We start from the raw sequence: 20241 nt of genomic DNA, 5'->3' as shown, positions 1-20241 counted from the left end.
GTGCTTCGGTTCGGAACCGGATTTCAGGGTGAAGGTGAGGCTGTCCTGGTCGACGTCGGTGCCCACGATCTGGCCGTTGACCGCGGTGTCCTCGGTGGTGGTCTTGGACTGGTCTTCAGTGACCGGCACATCGTTCACCGGGGTGACGTTGATGCTGACGACCGACTCCACGGAACCGCCGTGGCCATCGCTGACCACGACGGTGAAGCTGTCGTTGCCGTTGTAATCCTTGGCCGGGGTATAGGTGTACTCGCCAGTGGCCGAGTCTAGCGTCAGGGTGCCGTGCTTCGGCTCGGAACCGGATTTCAGGGTGAAGGTGAGGCTGTCCTGATCCACGTCGGTGGCGACGATCTTGTCGCTGATCGCAGTGTCTTCGGCGGTGGTTTTGGACTGGTCGGCGGTAACCGGTGCGTCGTTGACCGGAGTGACGCTGATGTTCAGTGTCGAGCTGCTGCCGGTGTTGGTGGTATAGGTGATTTCCGGCACCGCGCCGTTGTAGTCCTGCGCCGGGGTGAAGGTGTAGGAACCATTGGCGTTGATCACCAGCGAACCGACACCTGCGATGGTTGCGGTGCTGCCGGCGGTGAAACTGCCCTGCACGCCAGTGATGCTGAAGCTGTCGACGCTGAGCGTGTTATCCACATCGCTGTCGTTGCTCAGCACATTGCCGGTGGCCGGGGTGTCCTCGGCGACGCTGTTGCTGTCTGCGACCAGCACCGATGCGTCGTCCACCGGGGTGACGTCGGCGAAGTTCAGTTGCGCGGTGTCGGTGGCGCTACCGTCGCTGACGGTGTAGGTCGCGCTCGGCACCGGGCCGTTGTAGTCCTTGGCCGGGGTGAAGGTGAAGCTGCCGTCGCTGTTGATGACGAGGCTGCCGATGCCCTGGAGGGTGGCGGTCTGGCCAGCGGCGTAGCTGCTTTCGCCGAAGGTGAAGCCAGTGACGGTCAGCTTGTCGCCATCGACGTCGTGGTCGTTGGTCAGCACATTGCCGGTGGCTGCGGTGTCTTCGGTAACGGCGAACGGGCCGTCGTTTGCAGCTACCGGCGCGTCGTTCACCGGGGTGACGTTGAGATTGACGACTGACTCGACCGAGCCGCCTTTGCCGTCGCTGACGACCACGGTGAAGGAGTCAGTACCGTTGTAATCCTTGCTCGGCGTGTAGGTGTATTCGCCAGTGGCCGGGTTCAGCTCCAAGGTGCCGTGTTTCGGCTCGGAGCCGGACTTCAGGGCGTAGCTGAGCGTGTCCTGGTCGACGTCGGTGGCAGCAATCTTGCCGCTGACCGGGGTGTCCTCGGCAGTGGTCTTGGACTGATCGGCGGTTTCCGGCGCGTCGTTGACCGGGGTGACGTTGATGCTGACCACCGACTCCACGGAGCCGCCCTGGCCGTCACTGACCACGACGGTGAAGCTGTCGTTGCCGTTGTAGTCCTTGGCTGGGGTGTAGGTGTACTCGCCAGTGGCGGAGTCCAGCGTCAGGGTGCCGTGCTTCGGTTCGTTGCCGGACTTCAGGGTGAAGGTGAGGCTGTCCTGGTCGGCGTCGGTGCCCACGATCTGACCGCTGACTGCAGTGTCTTCGGGAGTGGTCTTGGACTGATCGGCAGTTTCCGGCGCGTCGTTGACCGGGGTGACAGTGATGCTGACGACCGATTCGACTGAGCCACCGTTGCCGTCACTGACGACCACGGTGAAGCTATCGTTGCCGTTGTAATCCTTGGCCGGCGTATAGGTGTACTCGCCGGTGGTCGAGTCCAGCGTCAGGGTGCCGTGCTTAGGCTCGGAACCGGATTTCAGGGTGAAGGTGAGGCTGTCTTGATCGACGTCGGAGCCCACGATCTGACCGTTGACCGCAGTGTCTTCGGCAGTGGTCTTGGACTGGTCGGCGGTGACCGGTGCATCGTTGACCGGGGTGACGTTGAGGTTGACGACCGACTCGACCGAGCCGCCTTTGCCGTCACTCACCACCACGGTGAAGGAGTCAGTACCGTTGTAATCCTTGGCCGGGGTATAGGTGTATTCGCCGGTGGCAGGGTTCAACACCAGGGTGCCGTGGGTCGGCTCGGCGCCAGGCTTCAGGGTGAAGCTGAGGCTGTCCTGATCGACATCGGTGCCCGCGATCTTGCCGCTGACCGGGGTGTCTTCGGCGGTGGTCTTGGACTGGTCTTCGGTGACCGGCGCATCGTTCACCGGAGTGACATTGAGAGTCACCACCGACTCGACGGAGCCGCCATGACCGTCGCTGACGACCACGGTGAAGGAGTCAGTACCGTTGTAATCCTTGCTCGGTGTGTAGGTGTATTCGCCGGTGGCCGGGTTCAACACCAAGGTGCCGTGGGTCGGTTCGGCGCCAGGCTTCAGGGTGAAGCTGAGGCTGTCCTGATCGACATCGGTGGCAGCAATCTGGCCGCTGACCGCAGTGTCTTCGGCAGTGGTCTTGGACTGGTCCGCAGTCTCCGGTGCATCGTTAACCGGAGTGACGTTGAGATTGACGACCGACTCGACCGAGCCGCCTTTGCCGTCGCTCACCACCACGGTGAAGGAGTCAGTACCGTTGTAATCCTTGCCCGGGGTGTAGGTGTATTCGCCGGTGGTCGGGTTCAGCACCAGGGTGCCGTGAGTCGGCTCGGCGCCCGGTTTCAGGGTGAAGGTGAGGCTGTCCTGATCGACGTCGGTGCCCACGATCTTGCCGCTGACCGGGGTGTCTTCGGTGGTGGTCCGGGACTGGTCGGCACTGACCGGCGCATCGTTCGCCGGGCTGACGTTGCCGAAGTTCAGCTGCGCGGTATCGCTCAGCCGGCCGTCACTGACGGTATAGGTCGCGCCCGGCACCGGGCCGTTGTAGTTCGGCGCCGGGGTGAAGGTGAAGCTGCCATCCGCGTTGATCACCAGCGAGCCAACGCCACTGAGGGTGGCGGTCTGGCCGGCGGCATAGCTCTTGCCGTCGAAGGTGAAGCCGGTGACGGTCAGCGCATCGCCGTCCGCGTCGCGGTCGTTGGTCAGCACATTGCCGGTGGCCGGGGTGTCTTCGGTCACGGCGACCGGGCCGTCGTTTGCGGCAACCGGCGCATCGTTCACCGGGTTCACGCCTACGGTGACGGTGATGGTGTCGCGGCCGCCCTGGCCGTCATTGACCACCACGGTGAAGCTGTCGCTGCCGTTGAAGTTCTGCCCGGGGGTGTAGGTGTAGGTGCCGTCGGCGTTGACCACCACGGTGCCGTTGCGCGGGGCGTCGCCCAGGTCGAAGCGCAGCGGGTTGCCGTCCGGGTCGTTGGCGCGCAGGCGGCCGCTGACCGGGGTGTCTTCATCGGTGCGAATGCTGGCGTCCTGGCCACGCGGGTCGTGGTTCGGTCCGCGCTGGTTCTGCGCGTTGTTGCCTTGTTCCTGCTGTTGCCGGCCGACGGCCTGGCCATTGTTTGCCGTGCCGAAGCCGATGTTCGGGTCGACCCGGCCGCCCGTCTCGCCAAGCATCACGAAGCTGTGGCCGCCGCCCGCGGCGCCGGAGCCCCCGGTGGACGCCGCAGGACCGGCCGCGGTGGGCGCCAGGGCCTGGGTCGGGTCGAGGCCGGCGGCGATGGCTTTCTGCAGGTCCTCGGTGCTCGGTACGGAGAGTTGTGCTTGCGCATGTGCAGGTGTCGCGTGCGGCAGGCCGGCGCCGCTCCACTGGCTGTCGCGCCCCAGGTCGACCACGCGACCGTTGCCGGTGTCCAGGGTCACGGCACCGGCGGCGCCCGTGACCAGCTGCTCACCCTGGTAGATGCGGTCACCTTCGACCAGGACGCGCTGGGCGCCTTCGGGGGATACCGCAACCACTTGGCCGATGATGCTTTTGACGACGGCGACGACGTTGCTCATGCACTTCTCCTGATGAGGCTTACCTGGTGTGCCAGCTGGCCCGCCGTGTTCCATGTCGGCGCCAGGGGCATTCCCTTGTCATTCAGAGCGAAATAGTTGGCGTCAATAACTTGGCTTTATGGCAAATCGAAATTAGGCATATGCCAATGTATTGACCATTCGCGAGCCATCCTAAACAATTGGCAAATCGATGTCACTTTGATATCGAAGCGCCGCCAAAAATATTTTTCGCGAAACTGGTCACGTTTCTCGAACGATCCTTGCAGCGTATTCGCCGGTCTTTTGACGCTCTTTGCGGCAATCGAATCGCTGCCGCACATCTCATTGATAAGGATGTTTCTTCATGCGTCTGCGATTCGCTTCCGTTGTGCCCTTTGCCCTCTCGTTCGTGCTTCCCGCCCATGCCGACACGCTCAACCAGGCGATGCAGAAGGCCATCGATTACCACCCGGAAATTCAGGCCGGCGTGAACAGCCGACTGGCCGCCGACAAGCAGTTGCGCGCCGCCCAGGGCGGCTACCTGCCGTCGGTCGACCTGCTCGGTGGCTACGGTCGCGAAGGCACCGACTCGCCCTCCACCCGCGCCGACGGCGACAACCACTGGGACACCATGAACCGTGGCGAGTCCAGCCTGCGCCTGCAACAGATGGTGTTCGACGGCTTCGCAACCTCCAGCGAAGTGGGCCGTCAGCAGGCGACCGTGAACTCCCGCGCCTATGCGCTGCTCGGCACCTCCGAGCGCACCGCGCTGGAAGTGGCGCAGGTCTATACCGATGTGCTGCGTCGCCAGGAAATGGTCCGTCTGGCCGAGGCGAACCTGAAGCGCCACCAGCAGGTGTATGACCAGATCAGCCTGCGCAGCGCGCGTGGCGTCGGCCGCCTGGCCGACCAGGACCAGGCCGAGGCGCGTCTGGCCCAGGCGCAGAACAACCTGTTCACCGAAAAGACCAACCTGGCCGATGCCCGCACCAATTACTTCAGCGTGGTGGGCAGCGAGCCGGCGGACCTCGCCGAGCCCACCGGCCTGAACGGCCAACTGCCGGCGGACCTGCAGGCGGCGCGTCGCCAACTGCTGGAAAACAGCCCGATCCTGCGCTCGGCGGAGTCCGACGTGGCGGCGGCCGAGAAGCAGTACGAAGCGGCGAAGTCGACCTTCTATCCGCGATTCGATGCAGAACTTTCCACGGGTGCCGATAACAACATCGACGGCGATCCGGGCCACAACAACGAATGGCAGGCCATGCTGCGCATGCGCTACAACCTGTTCGCCGGCGGCAGCAACAAGGCCGAGCTGGAAGCCAAGTCGTACCAGGCCACCCAGGCTCTGGATATCCGCAACAACGCCCTGCGCCAGTTGAACGAGGAGCTCGGATTGTCCTGGAACGCCCTGGAAAACGCCCGTGAGCAGCTGCCGATCGCCCGCCAGTACGTGGACTACAGCACCCGCGTGCGCGAGGCCTACCAGCAGCAGTTCACCATCGGCGAGCGCACCCTGCTCGACCTGCTGGACAGCGAGAACGAACTGTTCAACGCTTCGCGCCGCGCGGTCGACCTGAAGTACACCGAGCTGTTCACCCAGTACCGCATCAAGGCGACCCTGGGCGAGCTGCTCAAGAGCCAGGGCGTAGTGGCTCCGATGGCGACCGTGGTGAGCAACGACGTCAAACCGCAGGTGCAGCTGCCCGGCCTGAACTGAGCCGGACTTCTGCCTCAACCCAGATCGTCCCAACCAAGAGTGTCCGCGCGTGGATCAAGAAGTCAGTCGAGTTTCCTCACGTCACGATCCACGCGGTCTGCTCGATGACCCGCTGCTGGACAGCCTGCTGACGCTCTGCCAGCTGCACCAGAAGCCGGCCAGCCGCGCCATGCTCACCAGCGGCCTGCCGCTGCCCGAGCAGCGCCTGACCGCCGAGCTGCTGCCGCGCGCAGCAGCTCGCGCGGGCTTGCAGGGGCGGCTGTTGCAGCGGCGCCTGGAGCAGATTCCGGCGCTCGCGCTGCCGGCCGTGCTGCTGCTGCGCGAGGGCCGCTGCGCGGTGCTGCTGGGTTGGGAAGACGATGGCCAAGCGCGCCTGCTGCTCAGCGAAAGCGACGGCGGTGAGGTGCGCGTGTCCCGCGAGCTGCTGCTCGAGGACTACAGCGGCCAGGCGTTCTTCGCCCAGCCGCAGCACAAGTTCGATCTGCAGCATGGCGAACTCATCCCGCGCGCCAAAAGCTGGTTCCGCGACACGCTCAAGCGCTCGCGCTGGCTGTACGTCGACGCGGTGGCCGCGAGCCTGGTGATCAACCTGATCGCCCTGGCCGCGCCGCTGTTCGTGATGAACGTCTACGACCGCGTGGTGCCCAACCAGGCCGCCGCCACCCTCTGGGTGCTGGCCGTCGGCATCAGCGGCGCCTACCTGTTCGACCTGCTGCTCAAGACCATGCGTGGCCTGTGCCTGGACCTGGCCGGCAAGAAGACCGACCTGATCATCTCGGCGACGCTGTTCGAGCGCATCGTCGGCATGAGCATGAAGTACCGCCCGGCGCGGGTCGGCTCGTTCGCGCAGAACATCCATGAGTTCCAGACGCTGCGCGACTTCTTGAACTCACTGACGCTGACCACCCTGATCGACCTGCCGTTCACCCTGCTGATCCTGCTGGTGATCGGCATCATCGGTGGGCCGCTGGTGTTCGTCCCGCTGGTAGCCTTCCCGCTGGCCGCGGGCCTGGGCTGGATGCTGCAGAAGCCGCTGGTGGAAACCATGAACCGCACCATGGCGCTGTCCGCCGAGCGCCAGTCGAGCCTGATCGAAACCCTGGCCAGCCTCGACGCGGTGAAGGTGAACAACGCCGAAAGCGAGCGCCAGTACCTCTGGGAACAGACCATTGGCACCCTCAGCCGCCTGGAGCTGCGGGTGAAGCTGCTGTCGTCCCTGGCGATGAACATCACCGTGCTGATCCAGGCGCTGGCCGGGGTGGCGATGATCATCGGCGGGGTCTACCTGATCATTGCCGGCGACCTCTCCATGGGCGGCCTGATCGCCTGCTACATGCTCAACGGCCGCGCCCTCGGCCCGCTGACCCAGCTCTCCGGGCTGATCCAGCGCTACCAGCAGGCGCGCCTGTCGATGGCCACCACCAACCAGATGATGGAACTGCCGCAGGAGCGCAGCGCGGAGGAGCGTCCGCTGACCCGTTCGCAACTGCGCGGCGGCATCGAGATGCGCGAGCTGGACTTCGTCTACCCGAACCAGCAGGTGGCGGCGCTGCACGGCATCAACCTGCAGTTCCGCCCTGGCGAGAAGGTCGGCATCGTCGGCCGCAGCGGCTCGGGCAAGAGCTCCCTGGCCAAGCTGATCGTCGGCCTCTACCAGCCGAACAAGGGCAACCTGCTGGTGGATGGCGCCGACGTGCGCCAGCTGGACATCAGCGAGCTGCGCCACAACATCGGCTACGTGCCGCAGGACATCAGCCTGTTCAGCGGCACCCTGCGCGACAACCTGGTCTCCGGAGCGCGCTACGTCGACGACGAGCGCGTGCTGGAGGTAGCCGAACTGACCGGGGTGAACGAGTTCGTCCGCCTGCACCCGCAGGGCTATGAGCTGCAGGTCGGCGAGCGTGGCCAGAACCTTTCCGGCGGGCAGCGGCAGAACGTCGCCCTGGCCCGCGCGTTGCTGCTCGACCCGCCGATCCTGCTGCTGGACGAACCCACCAGCGCCATGGACAACGCCGGCGAAGAACGGCTGAAACAGCGCCTGCATTCGATCATCGGCGACAAGACGCTGCTGCTGGTCACCCACCGCGCCTCCATGCTCAGCCTGGTGGATCGCCTGGTGATCATCGACAAGGGCCGCATCCTCGCCGACGGTCCGAAGGACGTGGTGATGGACGCATTGAAGAAGGGGCAGATCAGTGTCGCTTGATCCCAAAGGCAGCATCCGCCACGGCATCGGCGGCTATTTCAAGGGCGGCGACAACCTCTCCGGCCAGCCGCTTCCCGAAGTCAGCAAGGCGCTGGTGGAAGACGCGCCGCGCGTGGTGCGCCTGACCATCTGGGTGCTGATCGGCTTCGTCCTGTTCCTCGGCCTGTGGGCGCACTTCGCCAAGATCGACGAAGTCACCCGCGGCGAAGGCAAGGCCATTCCCTCGTCCAAGGTGCAGAAGATCCAGAACCTGGAAGGCGGCATCGTCTCGCAGATCTTCGTCCATGAGGGCGAGGTGGTGCAGGCCGGCCAGTCGCTGATGCGCCTGGACCCGACCCGCTTCCAGTCCAACGTCGGCGAGACCGAGGCCGACCGCCTGGCGATGTTCCTGCGCGTGGAGCGGCTCTCCGCCGAAGTGGAAGACCGCCCGCTGAACATCCCCGACGACGTGCGCGCCAAGGTGCCCGGCCAGGCCAGCAGCGAAGAGGCGCTGTTCCACAGCCGCCAGCAGCAGCTCAACGACGAGGTTGCCGGCCTTGAGCAGCAACTGGTGCAGAAGCAGCAGGAACTGCGTGAATTCGTTTCCAAGCAGGCGCAATACCGCAACAGCCTGGAACTGCTGCGCCAGGAAATCTCCATGTCCTCGCCGCTGGTGGCGCAGGGCGCCATGTCCCAGGTGGAACTGCTGCGTCTGAAGCGCTCGGAAGTGGAAAACCGTGGCCAGCTGGACGCCACCACCCTGGCGATTCCCCGCGCCGAGGCGGCGGTGAAGGAAGTCGAGCGCAAGGTCGCCGAGACCCGTTCGCGCTTCCGCAGCGAGGCACTGAAGGAACTCAACGAGGCACGCACCGAACTGAGCAAGGCCGAGGCCACCGGCAAGGCCCTGGAAGACCGGGTCAGCCGCACCCTGGTCACCTCGCCGGTGCGCGGCATCGTCAAGCAGCTGTTGGTCAACACCATCGGCGGCGTGATCCAGCCGGGCAGCGACCTGGTGGAAATCGTCCCGCTGGACGACACCCTGCTGGTGGAAGCGCGCATCCGTCCCCAGGACATCGCCTTCCTGCGGCCGGGACAGCATGCGATGGTCAAGTTCACTGCCTATGACTACACCATCTACGGCGGGCTGGAGGCGGACCTGGAGCAGATCGGCGCGGACACCGTCACCGACGACGACGGCAACAGCTTCTACCTGATCAAGCTGCGCACCCGCAAAAGCCACCTGGGCAGCGATGACAAGCCGCTGCTGATCATTCCCGGCATGGTCGCCACGGTGGACATCATCACCGGCAAGAAGAGCATCCTGAGCTACCTGCTCAAGCCGATTCTGCGGGCCAAGGCGGAGGCGTTGCGGGAGCGGTGATTGGTGAGGGCTATCTGGTGGGATGGCCCGGGTTACCCTTGTAGGAGCGGACCTTGTCCGCGAAATCCCTCGCGGATGGCCCGGTATCCCGGGTGAACATCGGTATCGTGCGCCCGCGTAGGAGCGGACTCCGTCCGCGATGCTTTTTATCTCGGTGTTCTGCGCCGCTTCGGCGTGCGCTGGGACAGCTTGTTTCGCCCCCTCGGGCGACCTTCTTTGGCAAACGACCCAAAGAAGGCAAAGGTCTTGCCCCTGTCATCCGGTTTTTCGCTTAGGCGAAAAATACCCTCGTTGAATCGAAGTTTCAGGGGCACGCCACGAAGGGCCGTCCCTGGCCCATCGTGGCTCTCGCGGCATCCATGCCGCTCAACCCCTGAAACTCCGATTCCACTCGGCCTCCTGAAGGGGCACTCCGGAGTGCGCGGATGTTTCTCTGGAAATCTTTTTCGAGCCAGAGCCAGAGCCAGAGCCAGAGCCACAGCCACAGCCACAGCCAAAGCCGGAGCGGAGGGCGCGCTTCCGTAGGAGGGACGGGGCGCCTAGCCCTTGTCCGCGAAGACTGCACCCACGTAACAGGATGAACACCCGTAGGGCGAATAACGCGCAGCGTTATCCGCCGTGATGGGTATCGCTTCGCTCCACGCCATCCTACGAAGAGCAATCCAGCATGAAGCAGCCAAAGTCCCAGGCGCGCGCAGAGTCCCGTCAGAAGGCCGAGTGGAGGTATTGCGCAGAGGGGCGAGCGGCATGGATGCCGCGAGAGGCGTAAAGGGCCAGGGACGGCCCTTGTACGCCGACCCTCGGAGCGATACCGGAGCGAGGGGAGTCCGGCGAAGCCGGACCCGGATGCCGGGACGAGCCCTTTTGGTTCCTTTTGGGGCTCCAAAAGGGACTCGCCCGAGGGGGCGAAACAAGAAGTCTCAGCACACGCCGAAGCGGCGCATGAACATTGAACAAGACGCGCAATTGGTGGTGACTCAGCCCATCAAAAAGCGCTAGGCCATCAATACGCCACGGTAAACCGCTGCTGATGATGGTTGGCCTGCTCGGCCTCGTCGATCATCGCCACCGCCAGGTCCGGCAGGGAAATGCGGCTTTCGCCCTTGGCGTCGAACAGCACCTGGTCTCCGCCAATGCGGAAGCTGCCGGTACGGGTTTCGCCATCGAGCAGCATCGCCGGGCTGAGGAAGGCCCAGTCCAGTTCCTTCTCCGCCCGCAACTGGTCCAGGGCATCGGCCGCGCCCAGCGCGCCTTGCTTCCACTGCTCGGGAAATTCCGGGCTGTCCACCAGACGCTGGCCGGGGGCGATCTCCAGGCTGCCGGCGCCGCCAAGCACCAGCAGGCGCTTCACGCCGGAGGCCTTCACCCCGTCGAGAATGGCGCGGCTGCCCCTGGCATGGGCGCCACGGATGTCCGGATTGCTCCAGCCTGAGTTGAAAGCGCTGATCACCGCATCCTGACCGGCGACGGCACGGGCGACCTGGGACGGATCGTAGACGTCGGCCTGGACCACCTTCAGGTTCTCCCGTGCCGGCAGTTTCGCCGGGTCGCGGACCAGTGCGGTCACCTGGTGGCCGCGACGCAGGGCTTCTTCGAGGAAGTAATGGCCGACGTGGCCGGTGGCGCCGATCAGGGCAATGTTCATGAAATCACCTCTTGTGGGAGAGGCCGCGAAGTCGCGGCGGGTGACTCATGTTCGGCGCATGGGCGCTCGCGATAAAGCCAGGCTGTAGGCATGCACTCGTTAGCCTGGCTTAACAATCAATCCTTGATGTCTTCGTTCATCAGGCTCAGTCCCCGTGCCACGGCCAGGGCGATGAACAGCGCGCCCATGATCGCTTCGCTGCCAGCCAGCAGGCGCGCCAGCGGGTGCACCGGCACGATGTCGCCGTAACCGATGGTGGTCAGGGTGATCATGCTGAAGTAGACGAAGCTGGCCATGTCCAGCGGGCCGTTGGCGGTCTGGAAACTGTTCGGATGAAGGTGTTCGATCAGGTTGTAGGCAAGCGCGAAGGACAGCACGAAGTTCAGGTACAGCGCGCAAAGCCCGTAGAGCAATTCGCGGGTGACCGGGCGCTGCTGGGTGACCCGGTGAAAGATGCTGACCGCCAGCAGCAGAATGAAGGCGATCTGCGGGATGCCCCGTTTGAGGAAGGGATATACATGCCAGCTGTCGGGTACGAACGACATGCACAGGCTGAGAATGCCCATGCCGCAGATCAGCTCGAACCACTTGCTGTGGCTGCGCACGGTATTGATCCCGGCCAGGACCATCAGCAGCAGGCTGCCCAGTTCCAGCAGCAGGGGCGGGGAGGGGATCGACAGCACCAGCAGCAGGAGCAGGACGCTGTTGAGCAGCAGGCGGAAACGATAGTGCGACAGGAACTGCTTCAAGTCGGTAGCCAGATGTGTAACTGAGGGCTGGCCAGTCTGGTCCAGCCCCTTGTCGGACTGCCACGCCCGGACTAGGAATCGAAGAGCTTCTGTATGACAGAAAAGTCCTGTTCTCCATGTCCCTGTTTCACCAGCAGTCGGTACAACGCCAGGGCCAGGCTGCCCATCGGTGTGCTGTTGCCGCTGACCTGCGCGGTTTCCTGGGCCAGGCCCAGGTCCTTGGTCATCAACGCGGCCATGAAACCGCCCGTGTAGCCGCGCGAGGCGGGGGCGTTCTCCATCACGCCGGGCCAGGGGTTGTAGACCTCCAGCGCCCAGTTGCCGCCGGAGCTGCGGCGCATGATCTCCGACAGGACCACCGGGTCGAGCCCATTGGCAGCGCCCAGGGCCAGGGACTCGGCGGTACCGATCATCAGCACGGCGAGCAGCTGGTTGTTGCACACCTTGGCCACCTGGCCTGCGCCGTCGCCGCCGGCGTGGAAGATGTTGCGGCCCATGGCGGAGAACACCGGCCGGGCGCGTTCGAGCACCTCGGCATCGCCGCCGACCATGAAGGTCAGGGTGCCGGCGATGGCGCCGCCGGTTCCGCCGGAGACGGGGGCGTCGAGCATGGGAATCTTCCGCTCGGCGGCGGCTTGATGCACCTTGCGCGCCGAGGCCGGGGCAATGGTGGAGCATTCCAGCACCAGGGTGCCGGGGGCGATGTGCGTCAGCAGGCCGTCGGCGCCCAGGTAGAGTCCTTCGACGTGCTGGCTGGCCGGCAGCATGGTGATCACCAGATCGGCGCCGTCGACCGCGTCATGGGCGCTGCGCGCCGCGCTGGCGCCCTGGGCGACCAGGCCGTCGATGGCGCTCTGCACCAGGTCGAACACGCGCAGCAGGTAGCCGGCCTTGATCAGGTTGGCGGCCATGGGGGCGCCCATGTGGCCGAGGCCGATGAAGGCGATGGTTTGCATGCTGGTTTCCTCCTGTTCAACGACAGAGGCACTCCAGCGCAGGTGCTCCCTGTAGGAGCGCCCCATGGGCGCGATCGCGGGCATGGCCCGCTCCTACAGGGAAAGCAGGGGAGGGACCTATAGATCCGCCAGCGGATGCTCGCCCTCCCAGGTCGCGTCGAAGTGCGCATTCACCACAGCATCAGGTATGGCAGCGATATCCGGCCAGTGCCAGTGCGGGGTGTTGTCCTTGTCGATCAACCGGGCCCGCACGCCTTCCGGGAATTCCGGGTGGCGGCAGCAGTTCAGGCTCATCGCGTACTCCATGCGGAACACCTCGGCCGTCGACAGATGGCGGGCGCGGCGGATCTGTTCCCAGACCAGGCGGGCGGTCAACGGGCTGCCGGAAACCAGGGTCCTGGCACCTTTGGCGATCAGCGCATCGCTGTCCTCGGTGAGCGGGGCCAGCGCGTGCCAGGCCTCCACCACGTTGGCGCAATCCAGCAGGGCGTCGATGCGCTCGCGCCGTGGCAGCAGCTGGGCTTGCGGCAGTTCCCCGCGTACCTCGTGCTCCAGCGCGCGCAGCAGGCTGTGCAGTTGCACCTCGGCCTGTTCGCGCCAGTTCAGTTGCACCAGGCCTTCGATCAGGTCGTCCTGCTGGGTATCGAGCAGGAAGCGGTCGGCCAGGTCCAGGTCCAGTGCGTCGCGGGCGTTCATCTGCGTGGCGGTGAGGCCGAGGAACAGTCCGAGGCGGCCGGGCAGGCGGGCGAGGAACCAGCTGGCGCCGACGTCCGGGTACAGGCCGATGCTGATTTCCGGCATGGCCAGGCGGGTGGACGGGGTGACGATGCGCACCCCGGCGCCCTGCATCAGGCCCATGCCGCCGCCCATCACGTAGCCGTGGGCCCAGCAGATCAGCGGTTTGCCGTAGCTGTGGATGAGATAGTCCAGGCGGTATTCGTCGGCGAAGAAGCGGCGGGCGAGGGTAGGGACTTCACCGGGCTGCTCGCGGCAGGCGTCCACCAGCTTGCGCACGTCGCCGCCGGCGCAGAAGGCCTTGCCGCCGTTGCCGCGCAATACCACGCAGGCGATCTGCGGGTCGTTCTTCCAGACGCCCAACTGGTGGTTGAGCGCCTCGATCATTGGCAGGCTCAGGGCGTTCAGGCTCTTCTCGGCGTCGAGTGTGGCGATGCCGATACGGAAACCGTGCAGGCCGGGGCGTTCTTCGAACATCACGTTCATGGTCGGTCCCTTACTGGTTGCGCCAATGCGGCTCGCGTTTCTCCAGGAAGGCGTTGACGCCTTCGCGGGTGTCATCGGCGTCGAACAGGTCGACGAAGCGCTCGCGCTCTTCCGGCAGCCAGGTGCTCGGGCCGCGCTCGCGGGCGCCCTGGATCAGCGGCTTGATGGTGCGCACCGCCACCGGGCTCTGGCGGGCGACCTTGGCCGCCAGCAGCAGGGCGGTGCCACGGGCTTCGCCGGTGTCCACGACCTGCTCGACCAGGCCGATGCGCAGCGCGGTGTCGGCGTCGACGCGCTCGCCGCAGAGGATCATGCGCTTGGCCCAGCCTTCGCCCACCAGCCACGGCAGTGCCTGGGTGCCGCCGGCGCAGGGCAGCAGGCCCACGGCGGCTTCCGGCAGGGCCATCTGCGCCTGGCGCTCGGCGATGCGGATGTCGCAGGCCAGGGCACATTCCAGGCCGCCGCCCATGGCGTAGCCGTTGATCGCGGCGATAGACACGCCACGGAAGTCGCGCAGCGCCTCGAAGGCTTCGCCGAAGCGGCGGGCCATCTCGCGGGCGCGGGCCTTGTCGCCGTCGGCGAACATGTTCAGGTCGGCGCCGGCGGAGAAGAATTTCGGGCCCTGGCCGGTCACCACCAGGGCGTAGATGTCGTCGTCGCGGTTGAGATGCGTGATCAGCTGACGCAGGCCGATCAGGGAGTCGCGGTCCCAGGTGTTGGCCGGCGGATGGTTGATGGTGATCAGCGCGGTGTGCCCGTGCTTCTCCACGGTCAGCTTGTGGGTCAGGTCGAAGACTCCGGGCTTGTAGGGCTCGAGGGCGTTGCTCATGGGCATCTCCTTGTCGGTGCCGCCGGCGGGCGGACGTATGGACATGGACTCTAGGCGCGCGCGGCGCGGTGCGTCCATGTCCGATCTGTTCGATTGCACCCGCATGGGCGGGCGGTTTTTCCAGTGATTCGTCGTGGGCGCGTCAGAGCAGGCGATCCAACATCCCACCCTGTTCCAGCAGGCGGCGGGCGACGATCACCCGCATGATCTCGTTGGTGCCCTCCAGGATCTGGTGCACGCGGCTGTCGCGCACCCAGCGTTCCAGCGGGTAGTCGTTCAGGTAGCCATAGCCGCCGTGCAGCTGCAGCGCCTCGTTGCACAGGGAGAAGCAGCGGTCGGTGGCGAAACGCTTGGCCATGGCGCAATACAGGGTCGCCTCGCCGTCCTTGTGGTCCAGCTTGTGGGCGGCCAGGCGCACCATCTGGCGGCTGGCGGTGAGGTCGGTGAGCATGTCGGCGAGCTTGAACTGCAGCGCCTGGAACTCGGCCAGCGCCTTGCCGAACTGCTTGCGCTCCTCGACGTAACGCAGCGATTGCTCCAGCGCCGCCTGGGCCGCGCCCAGGGAGCAGCTGGCGATGTTCAGGCGGCCGCCGTCCAGGCCCTTCATCGCATAGACGAAGCCCTGGCCTTCCGGACCGATGCGGTTGCCCGCCGGGATGCGCACGCCCTCGAAGGTGATGGTGCGGGTCGGTTGCGCCTTCCAGCCCATCTTGTCCTCGTTGCGGCCGTAGCGGATGCCCTCGGCGTTGGCCGGCACCAGGAAGCAGGAGATGCCCTTGGCGCCGTCCACGCCGGTGCGCGCCATGACGATCAGCACGTCAGTGGAGCCCGCGCCGGAGATGAAGGTCTTGGCGCCGTCCAGCACGTACTCGTCGCCCTCGAGGCGGGCGCGGGTGCGCAGGTGGGCGGCGTCGGAGCCGGCGTCCGGTTCGGTGAGGCAGTAGGAGGCCAGCAGCTCGCCGCCGATCATCCCCGGCAGCCATTGCTCCTTGAGCGCCGCGTCGCCAAAGCTGGCGAGCATCCAGGTGGCCATGTTGTGGATGGTGATGTAGGCGGTGGTGGCGACGCAGCCGGCGGCCAGTTGCTCGAAGATCAGCGAGGCGGACAGCCGCGACAGGCCCAGGCCGCCGTCTTCCTCGGCGATGTACAGGCCCAGGTAGCCCTGTTCGGCGGCCATGCGGATCACTTCCACCGGGAAGTGGTGCTGGCGGTCCCAGTCGGCGGCGTGGGGCGCCAGTTCGCGGCTGGCGAAGGCGCGGGCGCTGTCCACCAGCAGGCGTTGTTCTTCGGTCAGATCGAAATGCATGCAGCTACCTCGGATTGTTCTTGTCGGCCACATCGTCGCGCGGTGCGCGGATTTCCATCGGTTATAGCGGTTGTGCGGGCGGCTGTGGATTGACGATCTTGCTCGTGGGATGGACGATCTTGGTATTCAGGAGATCGGAACTCTCGCCATGTCCCGTCCACTCACCTCGTCCTGGCCACTGCCGCAGCAGGGCGTCCGCTTCATCACCCCGCCGCGACTGCGCCGGGCCCTGGAGCGTCATCCGCTGGGCCAGGCCTGCTATCCACTGGCGCTGGGCTACTACCCGGCGGCGGTGGGGCACCGCATGGAGCGGGAGCATCCGGACGATCATCTGCTGATCTACTGCAGCGCCGGCCACGGCTGGCTGGAAACGGCGGATGGACGATTCGAGGTTGCCGGCGGCGATCTGCTGGTACTGCCCAAGGGCCGCGCCCATGCCTACGGCGCTGATGCACAGCGGCCCTGGTCGATCTTCTGGGTGCATCTGGAAGGGCGGCTGGCCGAGGACTTCCTGCGCCCGCTGGGCAAGTCGCCACGATTGCGCGTCGGCGTGCAACCGCGCCTGCTGGGCGAGTTCGATGCGCTCCTGGCGCTGCGCCGGCAGGGCCTGAGCCTGCCGCACTTCATCCACGCCGCGCACCTGCTGCAGAGCCTGCTGACCTCGCTGGCGCTGCGTCCGGCGCGGGCGCGGCTGAAGTCCGGGCGCGTGCTGGACGTGGAAGCGGTGCAGGCCATGATGCGCGAGCACCTGCACGACGCCCTGAATCTCGACGAGCTGGCCGCGCAGTTCCGCCTGTCCCGCTTTCACTTCGCCAAGACCTACCGCGCGCTGACCGGGCAGGCGCCGATCCAGGATTTCATCCGCCTGAAGATGACCCACGCCTGCCGCCTTCTCGACCAGGGCAACCTGGAAGTGCGCCAGGTGGCCGAGCAACTGGGCTACGCCGACGCCTATTACTTCTCGCGGCTGTTCAAGCGCGTGGTGGGCATGGCGCCCAGTCATTACCGGGCATTGCACACCGGTTGAGGTCGCCTTGACTTGGCCGGGGCGCTTGCTTAGCGTGCCGGTTCGTTTTACCAGGCAGACGCACCATGACGAATGAAGATCGGATCAAGCTGGAGCCCAGCTGGAAGGAAGCCCTCCACGAGGAGTTCGAAAAGCCCTACATGAAGCAGCTGGGCGAGTTCCTGCGCGCGGAGAAGGCCGCCGGCAAGGTGATCTTCCCGCCCGGTCCGCTGATCTTCAATGCGCTGAACACCACGCCGCTGGACCGCATCAAGGTGGTGATCATCGGCCAGGACCCCTACCACGGCCCCGGCCAGGCCCACGGTCTGTGCTTCTCGGTACAGCCGGGCGTGCCGACGCCGCCGTCGCTGCAGAACATCTATAAGGAGCTGCAGCGCGACCTGAACATCCCGATCCCCAATCATGGCTACCTGCAGCACTGGGCCGAGCAGGGCGTGCTGCTGCTCAACACCTCGCTCACCGTCGAGCAGGCTCGCGCCGGTTCCCACGCCCAGGCGGGCTGGGGCCCCTTCACCGACAAGGTGATCGAAGTGGTCAGCCAGCGCTGCGAGAACCTGGTGTTCCTGCTCTGGGGCTCCCACGCGCAGAGCAAGCAGAAGCTGATCGACGCGCAGAAGCACCTGGTGCTCAAGTCCGCGCACCCGTCGCCGCTGTCGGCTTATCGCGGCTTCCTCGGCAACGGCCACTTCAGCCGCACCAACAAGTTCCTCGAACAGCACGGCCTGACACCCATCGACTGGTCGTTGCCGCCGCTCTGACGCGCGCACAAAAAAAGGCCCGCACGAGGCGGGCCTGGAGAAATCGCCGGAGGTTCAACCCGGCGAGCGTGGCACTTACTCCGCCGCCTCGGCGCGACGCTGCCAGAGGCGGAAGCAGGGTTCGGCAAGGAACAGCACCAGCAGCAGGCGCAACACCTGCAGCGCCGTCACCAGTGGTACCGAGAGCTGCAGCGCTTCGGCGGTGAGGCTCACTTCGGCGATGCCGCCGGGCATCATGCCGAGCATCAGCGACTGGTGATCCAGCGGCCCGAGCCAGCCGATCAATTCCGCCACCAGCGCCGCCGCCAGCATCATCCACAGGGTGCAGACCAGGCTGCGGCCGACGAAGGCCGGGGCATCGCGGAAGAAGCTGCGGTTGAAATGACAGCCCAGCGCGCTGCCGATCAGCCACTGGCCGAGCGAGCTGCTGCCGGCCGGCAGGCCGATCTGCAGGTCGGCGGCGATGGCGGCGACGGCGCTGACCATCAGCGGACCGAGCAGCCAGGGATTGGGTTGGCGCAGCGCCTGCAGGACCAGCGCGACGGCCGCGCCGGCCGGCAGCAGCAGGGCCAGCCAGGCCCAGCTCACTGTCGTCGCGTGTACGCTCGGCTGCTGCACGTCCAGCAGCCAGGTGAAGGCCGCCGGTACCAGCAGTACCACCAGCAGCAGGCGCAGGCTCTGTGCCGCCGCCACGCGGCTGGCCTGCGCACCGTGGCGCAGGCCGAGGTTGACCATCTCGCTGGCGCCGCCGGGCATGCTGGAGAAGAACGCGGTGGCGCGGTCCTCGCCGGCACGCCGCAGCAGGACGATGGCGGCCAGGCTCGACAGCGTGGTGGCCAGTGCGCCGAGCAGCACGATGGCACCGTGCTCCAGCACCTGCTCGACCACTGCCGGGGTGAAGTGCAGGCCGATCCCGGTGCCCACCACCCATTGCCCGGCCTTGCGCGCGCCGGGGACTTCCGCCAGCGGCCAGTTCAGCAGGCAGCGGCTGAGTATCACCGCCAGCAGTGAGCCGATCATCCAGGGCAGCGGCCAGCCGACCAGAGCGGCCAGCCAGCCGCCAAGGGCGCCGATCAGGGGCGTTGCCCAGAACAGGCGCCAGTTCGCCAGTTTATGCATCGGCCAGCTCGACCGCTGCGCGACGGCTGCGCTTGCGCCAGGCGCGGTACAGCGGCAGGCCGAGCATGAGCAGTACCAGCGCCCAGGTGCCGAGGGTGATCGGGCTGGACCAGAGGATGCCCAGCTCGCCGTTGGAGATCGACAGTGCGCGGCGCAGGTTCTGCTCCATCAGCCCGCCGAGGATGAAGCCCAGCAGCAGCGGCGAGAGCGGGAAGTCCAGCTTGCGCAGGATGTAGCCGAGGATGCCGATGGCGACCATCAGGAACAGGTCGAAGGTGGTGGCATGCACGGCATAGACGCCGATCGCGGTGATGATCGCGATGCCCGGCACCAGGGCCCAGTTCGGCACCGAGAGGATGCGGGTGAAGACCCGGACCATCGGCACGTTGAGGATGATCAGCATGACGTTGGCGACGAACAGCGAGGCGATCAGGCCCCAGACGATGTTCGGCTGCTCCTGGAACAGCAGCGGGCCGGGGGTGATGTTGTACAGGCTCAGCGCGCCGATCATCACCGCGGTGGTGCCCGAGCCGGGTACGCCGAGGGTCAGCATCGGCACCAGGGCGCCGCACGCCGCGCCGCCGATGGCGGTTTCCGGCGCCGCCAGGCCGCGCATGTCGCCCTTGCCGAACTTGCCGGTTTCGCCGGCCAGCTTCTTCTCGGTCATGTAGGCCACGGCACTGGCGAGGGTCGCGCCGGCGCCGGGCAGTACGCCCATGATGAAGCCGAGCAGGCCGCAACGCAGGTTGACCACGAACACCGAGGCGGCTTCCTTGACGTTGAACAGCATGCGTCCGCTGGCTTCGACCATCTTGTGGCCGTGGTGGGTCTTCTCCAGCAGCAGGAGGATTTCGCTCACCGAGAACAGGCCCAGCACCAGCACCACGAACTGGATGCCGTCGGAGACGTGGATGCTGTCGAAGGTGAAGCGGTACACGCCGCTGTTGGCGTCGATCCCGACGCTGGAGAGGAACAGGCCGAGCAGGGCGGCCAGCAGGGTCTTCAGCGGCCGGTCGCCGGCCAGCCCGCCGAGGGCGACGATGGCGAACACCATCAGCACGAAGTATTCCGCCGGGCCGAAGGCGATCGCCCATTTCGCCAGCAGCGGAGCGAACAGCACCATGCCGCAGGTGGCGATGAAGGCGCCGATGAACGAACTCCAGGCCGACAGCGACAGCGCTACGCCGGCCAGGCCGTTGCGGGCCATGGGGTAGCCGTCGAGGGTGGTCATCACGGTGGAGGCTTCACCGGGGATGTTCAGCAGGATCGAGGAAATCCGCCCGCCGTATTCGCAGCCCAGGTACACGGCGGCCAGCAGGATCAGCGCCGACTCCGGCGGCAGGCCGAGGGCGAAGGCCACCGGGATCAGCAGGGCCACGCCGTTGATCGGGCCCAGGCCCGGCAGCAGGCCGACGACGGTGCCGATCAGGGTGCCGATCAGTGCGGTGATCAGGTTGTAAGGGGTCAGGGCGACGCCGAAGCCCTGTCCCAGATAGCTCAAGGTATCCATCGTCTTTTCC

Annotated in this window: 14 protein-coding genes; 5 read left to right on the top strand and 9 right to left on the bottom strand. The window is 66.1% G+C overall.

Annotation, left to right across the window (positions count from 1 at the left end):
• On the bottom strand, window positions 1-3849 hold a 3849-nt coding region (locus tag J5M67_RS20885), incomplete at its 3' end, for a retention module-containing protein (protein WP_207887232.1).
• A 343-nt stretch (window positions 3850-4192) separates the two neighbouring features.
• On the opposite strand from J5M67_RS20885, the gene J5M67_RS20880 reads away from it, so the two are divergent.
• From J5M67_RS20880 to J5M67_RS20870, 3 genes are read left to right on the top strand one after another with little or no spacing between them, the layout of a single operon-like run.
• Entirely contained in the window at window positions 4193-5545 is a 1353-nt protein-coding gene (locus J5M67_RS20880) for a TolC family outer membrane protein (protein WP_207887231.1), read from the top strand.
• Between the two features lie 49 nt (window positions 5546-5594).
• Window positions 5595-7751 carry a type I secretion system permease/ATPase gene (locus J5M67_RS20875; RefSeq protein ID WP_207887230.1) on the top strand — a complete coding sequence of 719 codons (2157 nt, stop codon included), beginning with the start codon at window positions 5595-5597 and terminating at the stop codon, window positions 7749-7751.
• A complete protein-coding gene (locus J5M67_RS20870) occupies window positions 7741-9111 on the top strand; it encodes an HlyD family type I secretion periplasmic adaptor subunit (RefSeq protein WP_368735944.1) in 1371 nt (456 codons plus the stop codon). The genes J5M67_RS20875 and J5M67_RS20870 overlap by 11 nt, the downstream gene beginning before the upstream one ends.
• 1003 nt (window positions 9112-10114) lie before the next feature.
• On the opposite strand, the gene J5M67_RS20865 is transcribed toward J5M67_RS20870, so the two are convergent.
• The 6 genes from J5M67_RS20865 to J5M67_RS20840 form a co-directional block, all read right to left on the bottom strand.
• A complete protein-coding gene (locus J5M67_RS20865; RefSeq protein ID WP_207887229.1) occupies window positions 10115-10756 on the bottom strand; it encodes an NAD(P)-dependent oxidoreductase in 642 nt (213 codons plus the stop codon).
• 116 nt (window positions 10757-10872) lie between these two features.
• Window positions 10873-11505 carry a potassium channel family protein gene (locus tag J5M67_RS20860; RefSeq protein ID WP_207887228.1) on the bottom strand — a complete coding sequence of 211 codons (633 nt, stop codon included), beginning with the start codon at window positions 11503-11505 and terminating at the stop codon, window positions 10873-10875.
• Between the two features lie 71 nt (window positions 11506-11576).
• Window positions 11577-12461: a 3-hydroxyisobutyrate dehydrogenase gene (mmsB, locus tag J5M67_RS20855; protein WP_207887227.1), complete on the bottom strand. Its 885-nt coding sequence runs from the start codon at window positions 12459-12461 to the stop codon at window positions 11577-11579.
• Between the two features lie 117 nt (window positions 12462-12578).
• Window positions 12579-13682: an enoyl-CoA hydratase/isomerase family protein gene (locus J5M67_RS20850; RefSeq protein ID WP_207887226.1), complete on the bottom strand. Its 1104-nt coding sequence runs from the start codon at window positions 13680-13682 to the stop codon at window positions 12579-12581.
• A gap of 10 nt (window positions 13683-13692) precedes the next feature.
• Window positions 13693-14511, bottom strand: coding sequence for an enoyl-CoA hydratase (locus J5M67_RS20845; protein ID WP_207887225.1), 819 nt, complete (start codon window positions 14509-14511; stop codon window positions 13693-13695).
• 142 nt (window positions 14512-14653) lie between these two features.
• Window positions 14654-15817 (bottom strand): isobutyryl-CoA dehydrogenase, encoded by a 1164-nt coding sequence (locus J5M67_RS20840; protein ID WP_207887224.1) that lies wholly within the window; start codon window positions 15815-15817, stop codon window positions 14654-14656.
• 148 nt (window positions 15818-15965) lie between these two features.
• On the opposite strand from J5M67_RS20840, the gene J5M67_RS20835 reads away from it, so the two are divergent.
• Both J5M67_RS20835 and ung read left to right on the top strand, forming a co-directional pair.
• Window positions 15966-16844 carry an AraC family transcriptional regulator gene (locus J5M67_RS20835; RefSeq protein ID WP_207887223.1) on the top strand — a complete coding sequence of 293 codons (879 nt, stop codon included), beginning with the start codon at window positions 15966-15968 and terminating at the stop codon, window positions 16842-16844.
• Between the two features lie 65 nt (window positions 16845-16909).
• Entirely contained in the window at window positions 16910-17602 is a 693-nt protein-coding gene (ung, locus tag J5M67_RS20830; protein ID WP_207887222.1) for a uracil-DNA glycosylase, read from the top strand.
• Window positions 17603-17677: 75 nt separating this feature from the next.
• Here ung and J5M67_RS20825 read toward each other — a convergent pair whose 3' ends face one another.
• A complete protein-coding gene (locus J5M67_RS20825) occupies window positions 17678-18721 on the bottom strand; it encodes an AbrB family transcriptional regulator (RefSeq protein ID WP_207887221.1) in 1044 nt (347 codons plus the stop codon).
• Window positions 18714-20231 carry a tripartite tricarboxylate transporter permease gene (locus J5M67_RS20820; protein ID WP_207887220.1) on the bottom strand — a complete coding sequence of 506 codons (1518 nt, stop codon included), beginning with the start codon at window positions 20229-20231 and terminating at the stop codon, window positions 18714-18716. The genes J5M67_RS20825 and J5M67_RS20820 overlap by 8 nt, the downstream gene beginning before the upstream one ends.
• Window positions 20232-20241: the final 10 nt, after the last annotated feature.

Origin of the sequence: Pseudomonas sp. 30_B, assembly GCF_017491605.1 — a bacterium.
In the GTDB taxonomy this organism is placed as follows: Bacteria; Pseudomonadota; Gammaproteobacteria; order Pseudomonadales; family Pseudomonadaceae; genus Pseudomonas.
The sequence above is the reverse complement of the archived record's forward strand: the minus strand, read 5'-3'. Positions and strand labels throughout refer to the sequence as shown.

Excerpts from the sequence above, each read along its gene's own strand:
- J5M67_RS20880 (WP_207887231.1), top strand. The coding sequence starts at position 4,193 with ATGCGTCTGCGATTCGCTTCCGTTGTGCCCTTTGCCCTCTCGTTCGTG.
- J5M67_RS20865 (WP_207887229.1), bottom strand. The coding sequence starts at position 10,756 with ATGAACATTGCCCTGATCGGCGCCACCGGCCACGTCGGCCATTACTTC.
- mmsB (WP_207887227.1), bottom strand. The coding sequence starts at position 12,461 with ATGCAAACCATCGCCTTCATCGGCCTCGGCCACATGGGCGCCCCCATG.
- J5M67_RS20850 (WP_207887226.1), bottom strand. The coding sequence starts at position 13,682 with ATGAACGTGATGTTCGAAGAACGCCCCGGCCTGCACGGTTTCCGTATC.
- J5M67_RS20845 (WP_207887225.1), bottom strand. The coding sequence starts at position 14,511 with ATGAGCAACGCCCTCGAGCCCTACAAGCCCGGAGTCTTCGACCTGACC.
- J5M67_RS20840 (WP_207887224.1), bottom strand. The coding sequence starts at position 15,817 with ATGCATTTCGATCTGACCGAAGAACAACGCCTGCTGGTGGACAGCGCC.
- J5M67_RS20835 (WP_207887223.1), top strand. The coding sequence starts at position 15,966 with ATGTCCCGTCCACTCACCTCGTCCTGGCCACTGCCGCAGCAGGGCGTC.
- ung (WP_207887222.1), top strand. The coding sequence starts at position 16,910 with ATGACGAATGAAGATCGGATCAAGCTGGAGCCCAGCTGGAAGGAAGCC.
- J5M67_RS20825 (WP_207887221.1), bottom strand. The coding sequence starts at position 18,721 with ATGCATAAACTGGCGAACTGGCGCCTGTTCTGGGCAACGCCCCTGATC.
- J5M67_RS20820 (WP_207887220.1), bottom strand. The coding sequence starts at position 20,231 with ATGGATACCTTGAGCTATCTGGGACAGGGCTTCGGCGTCGCCCTGACC.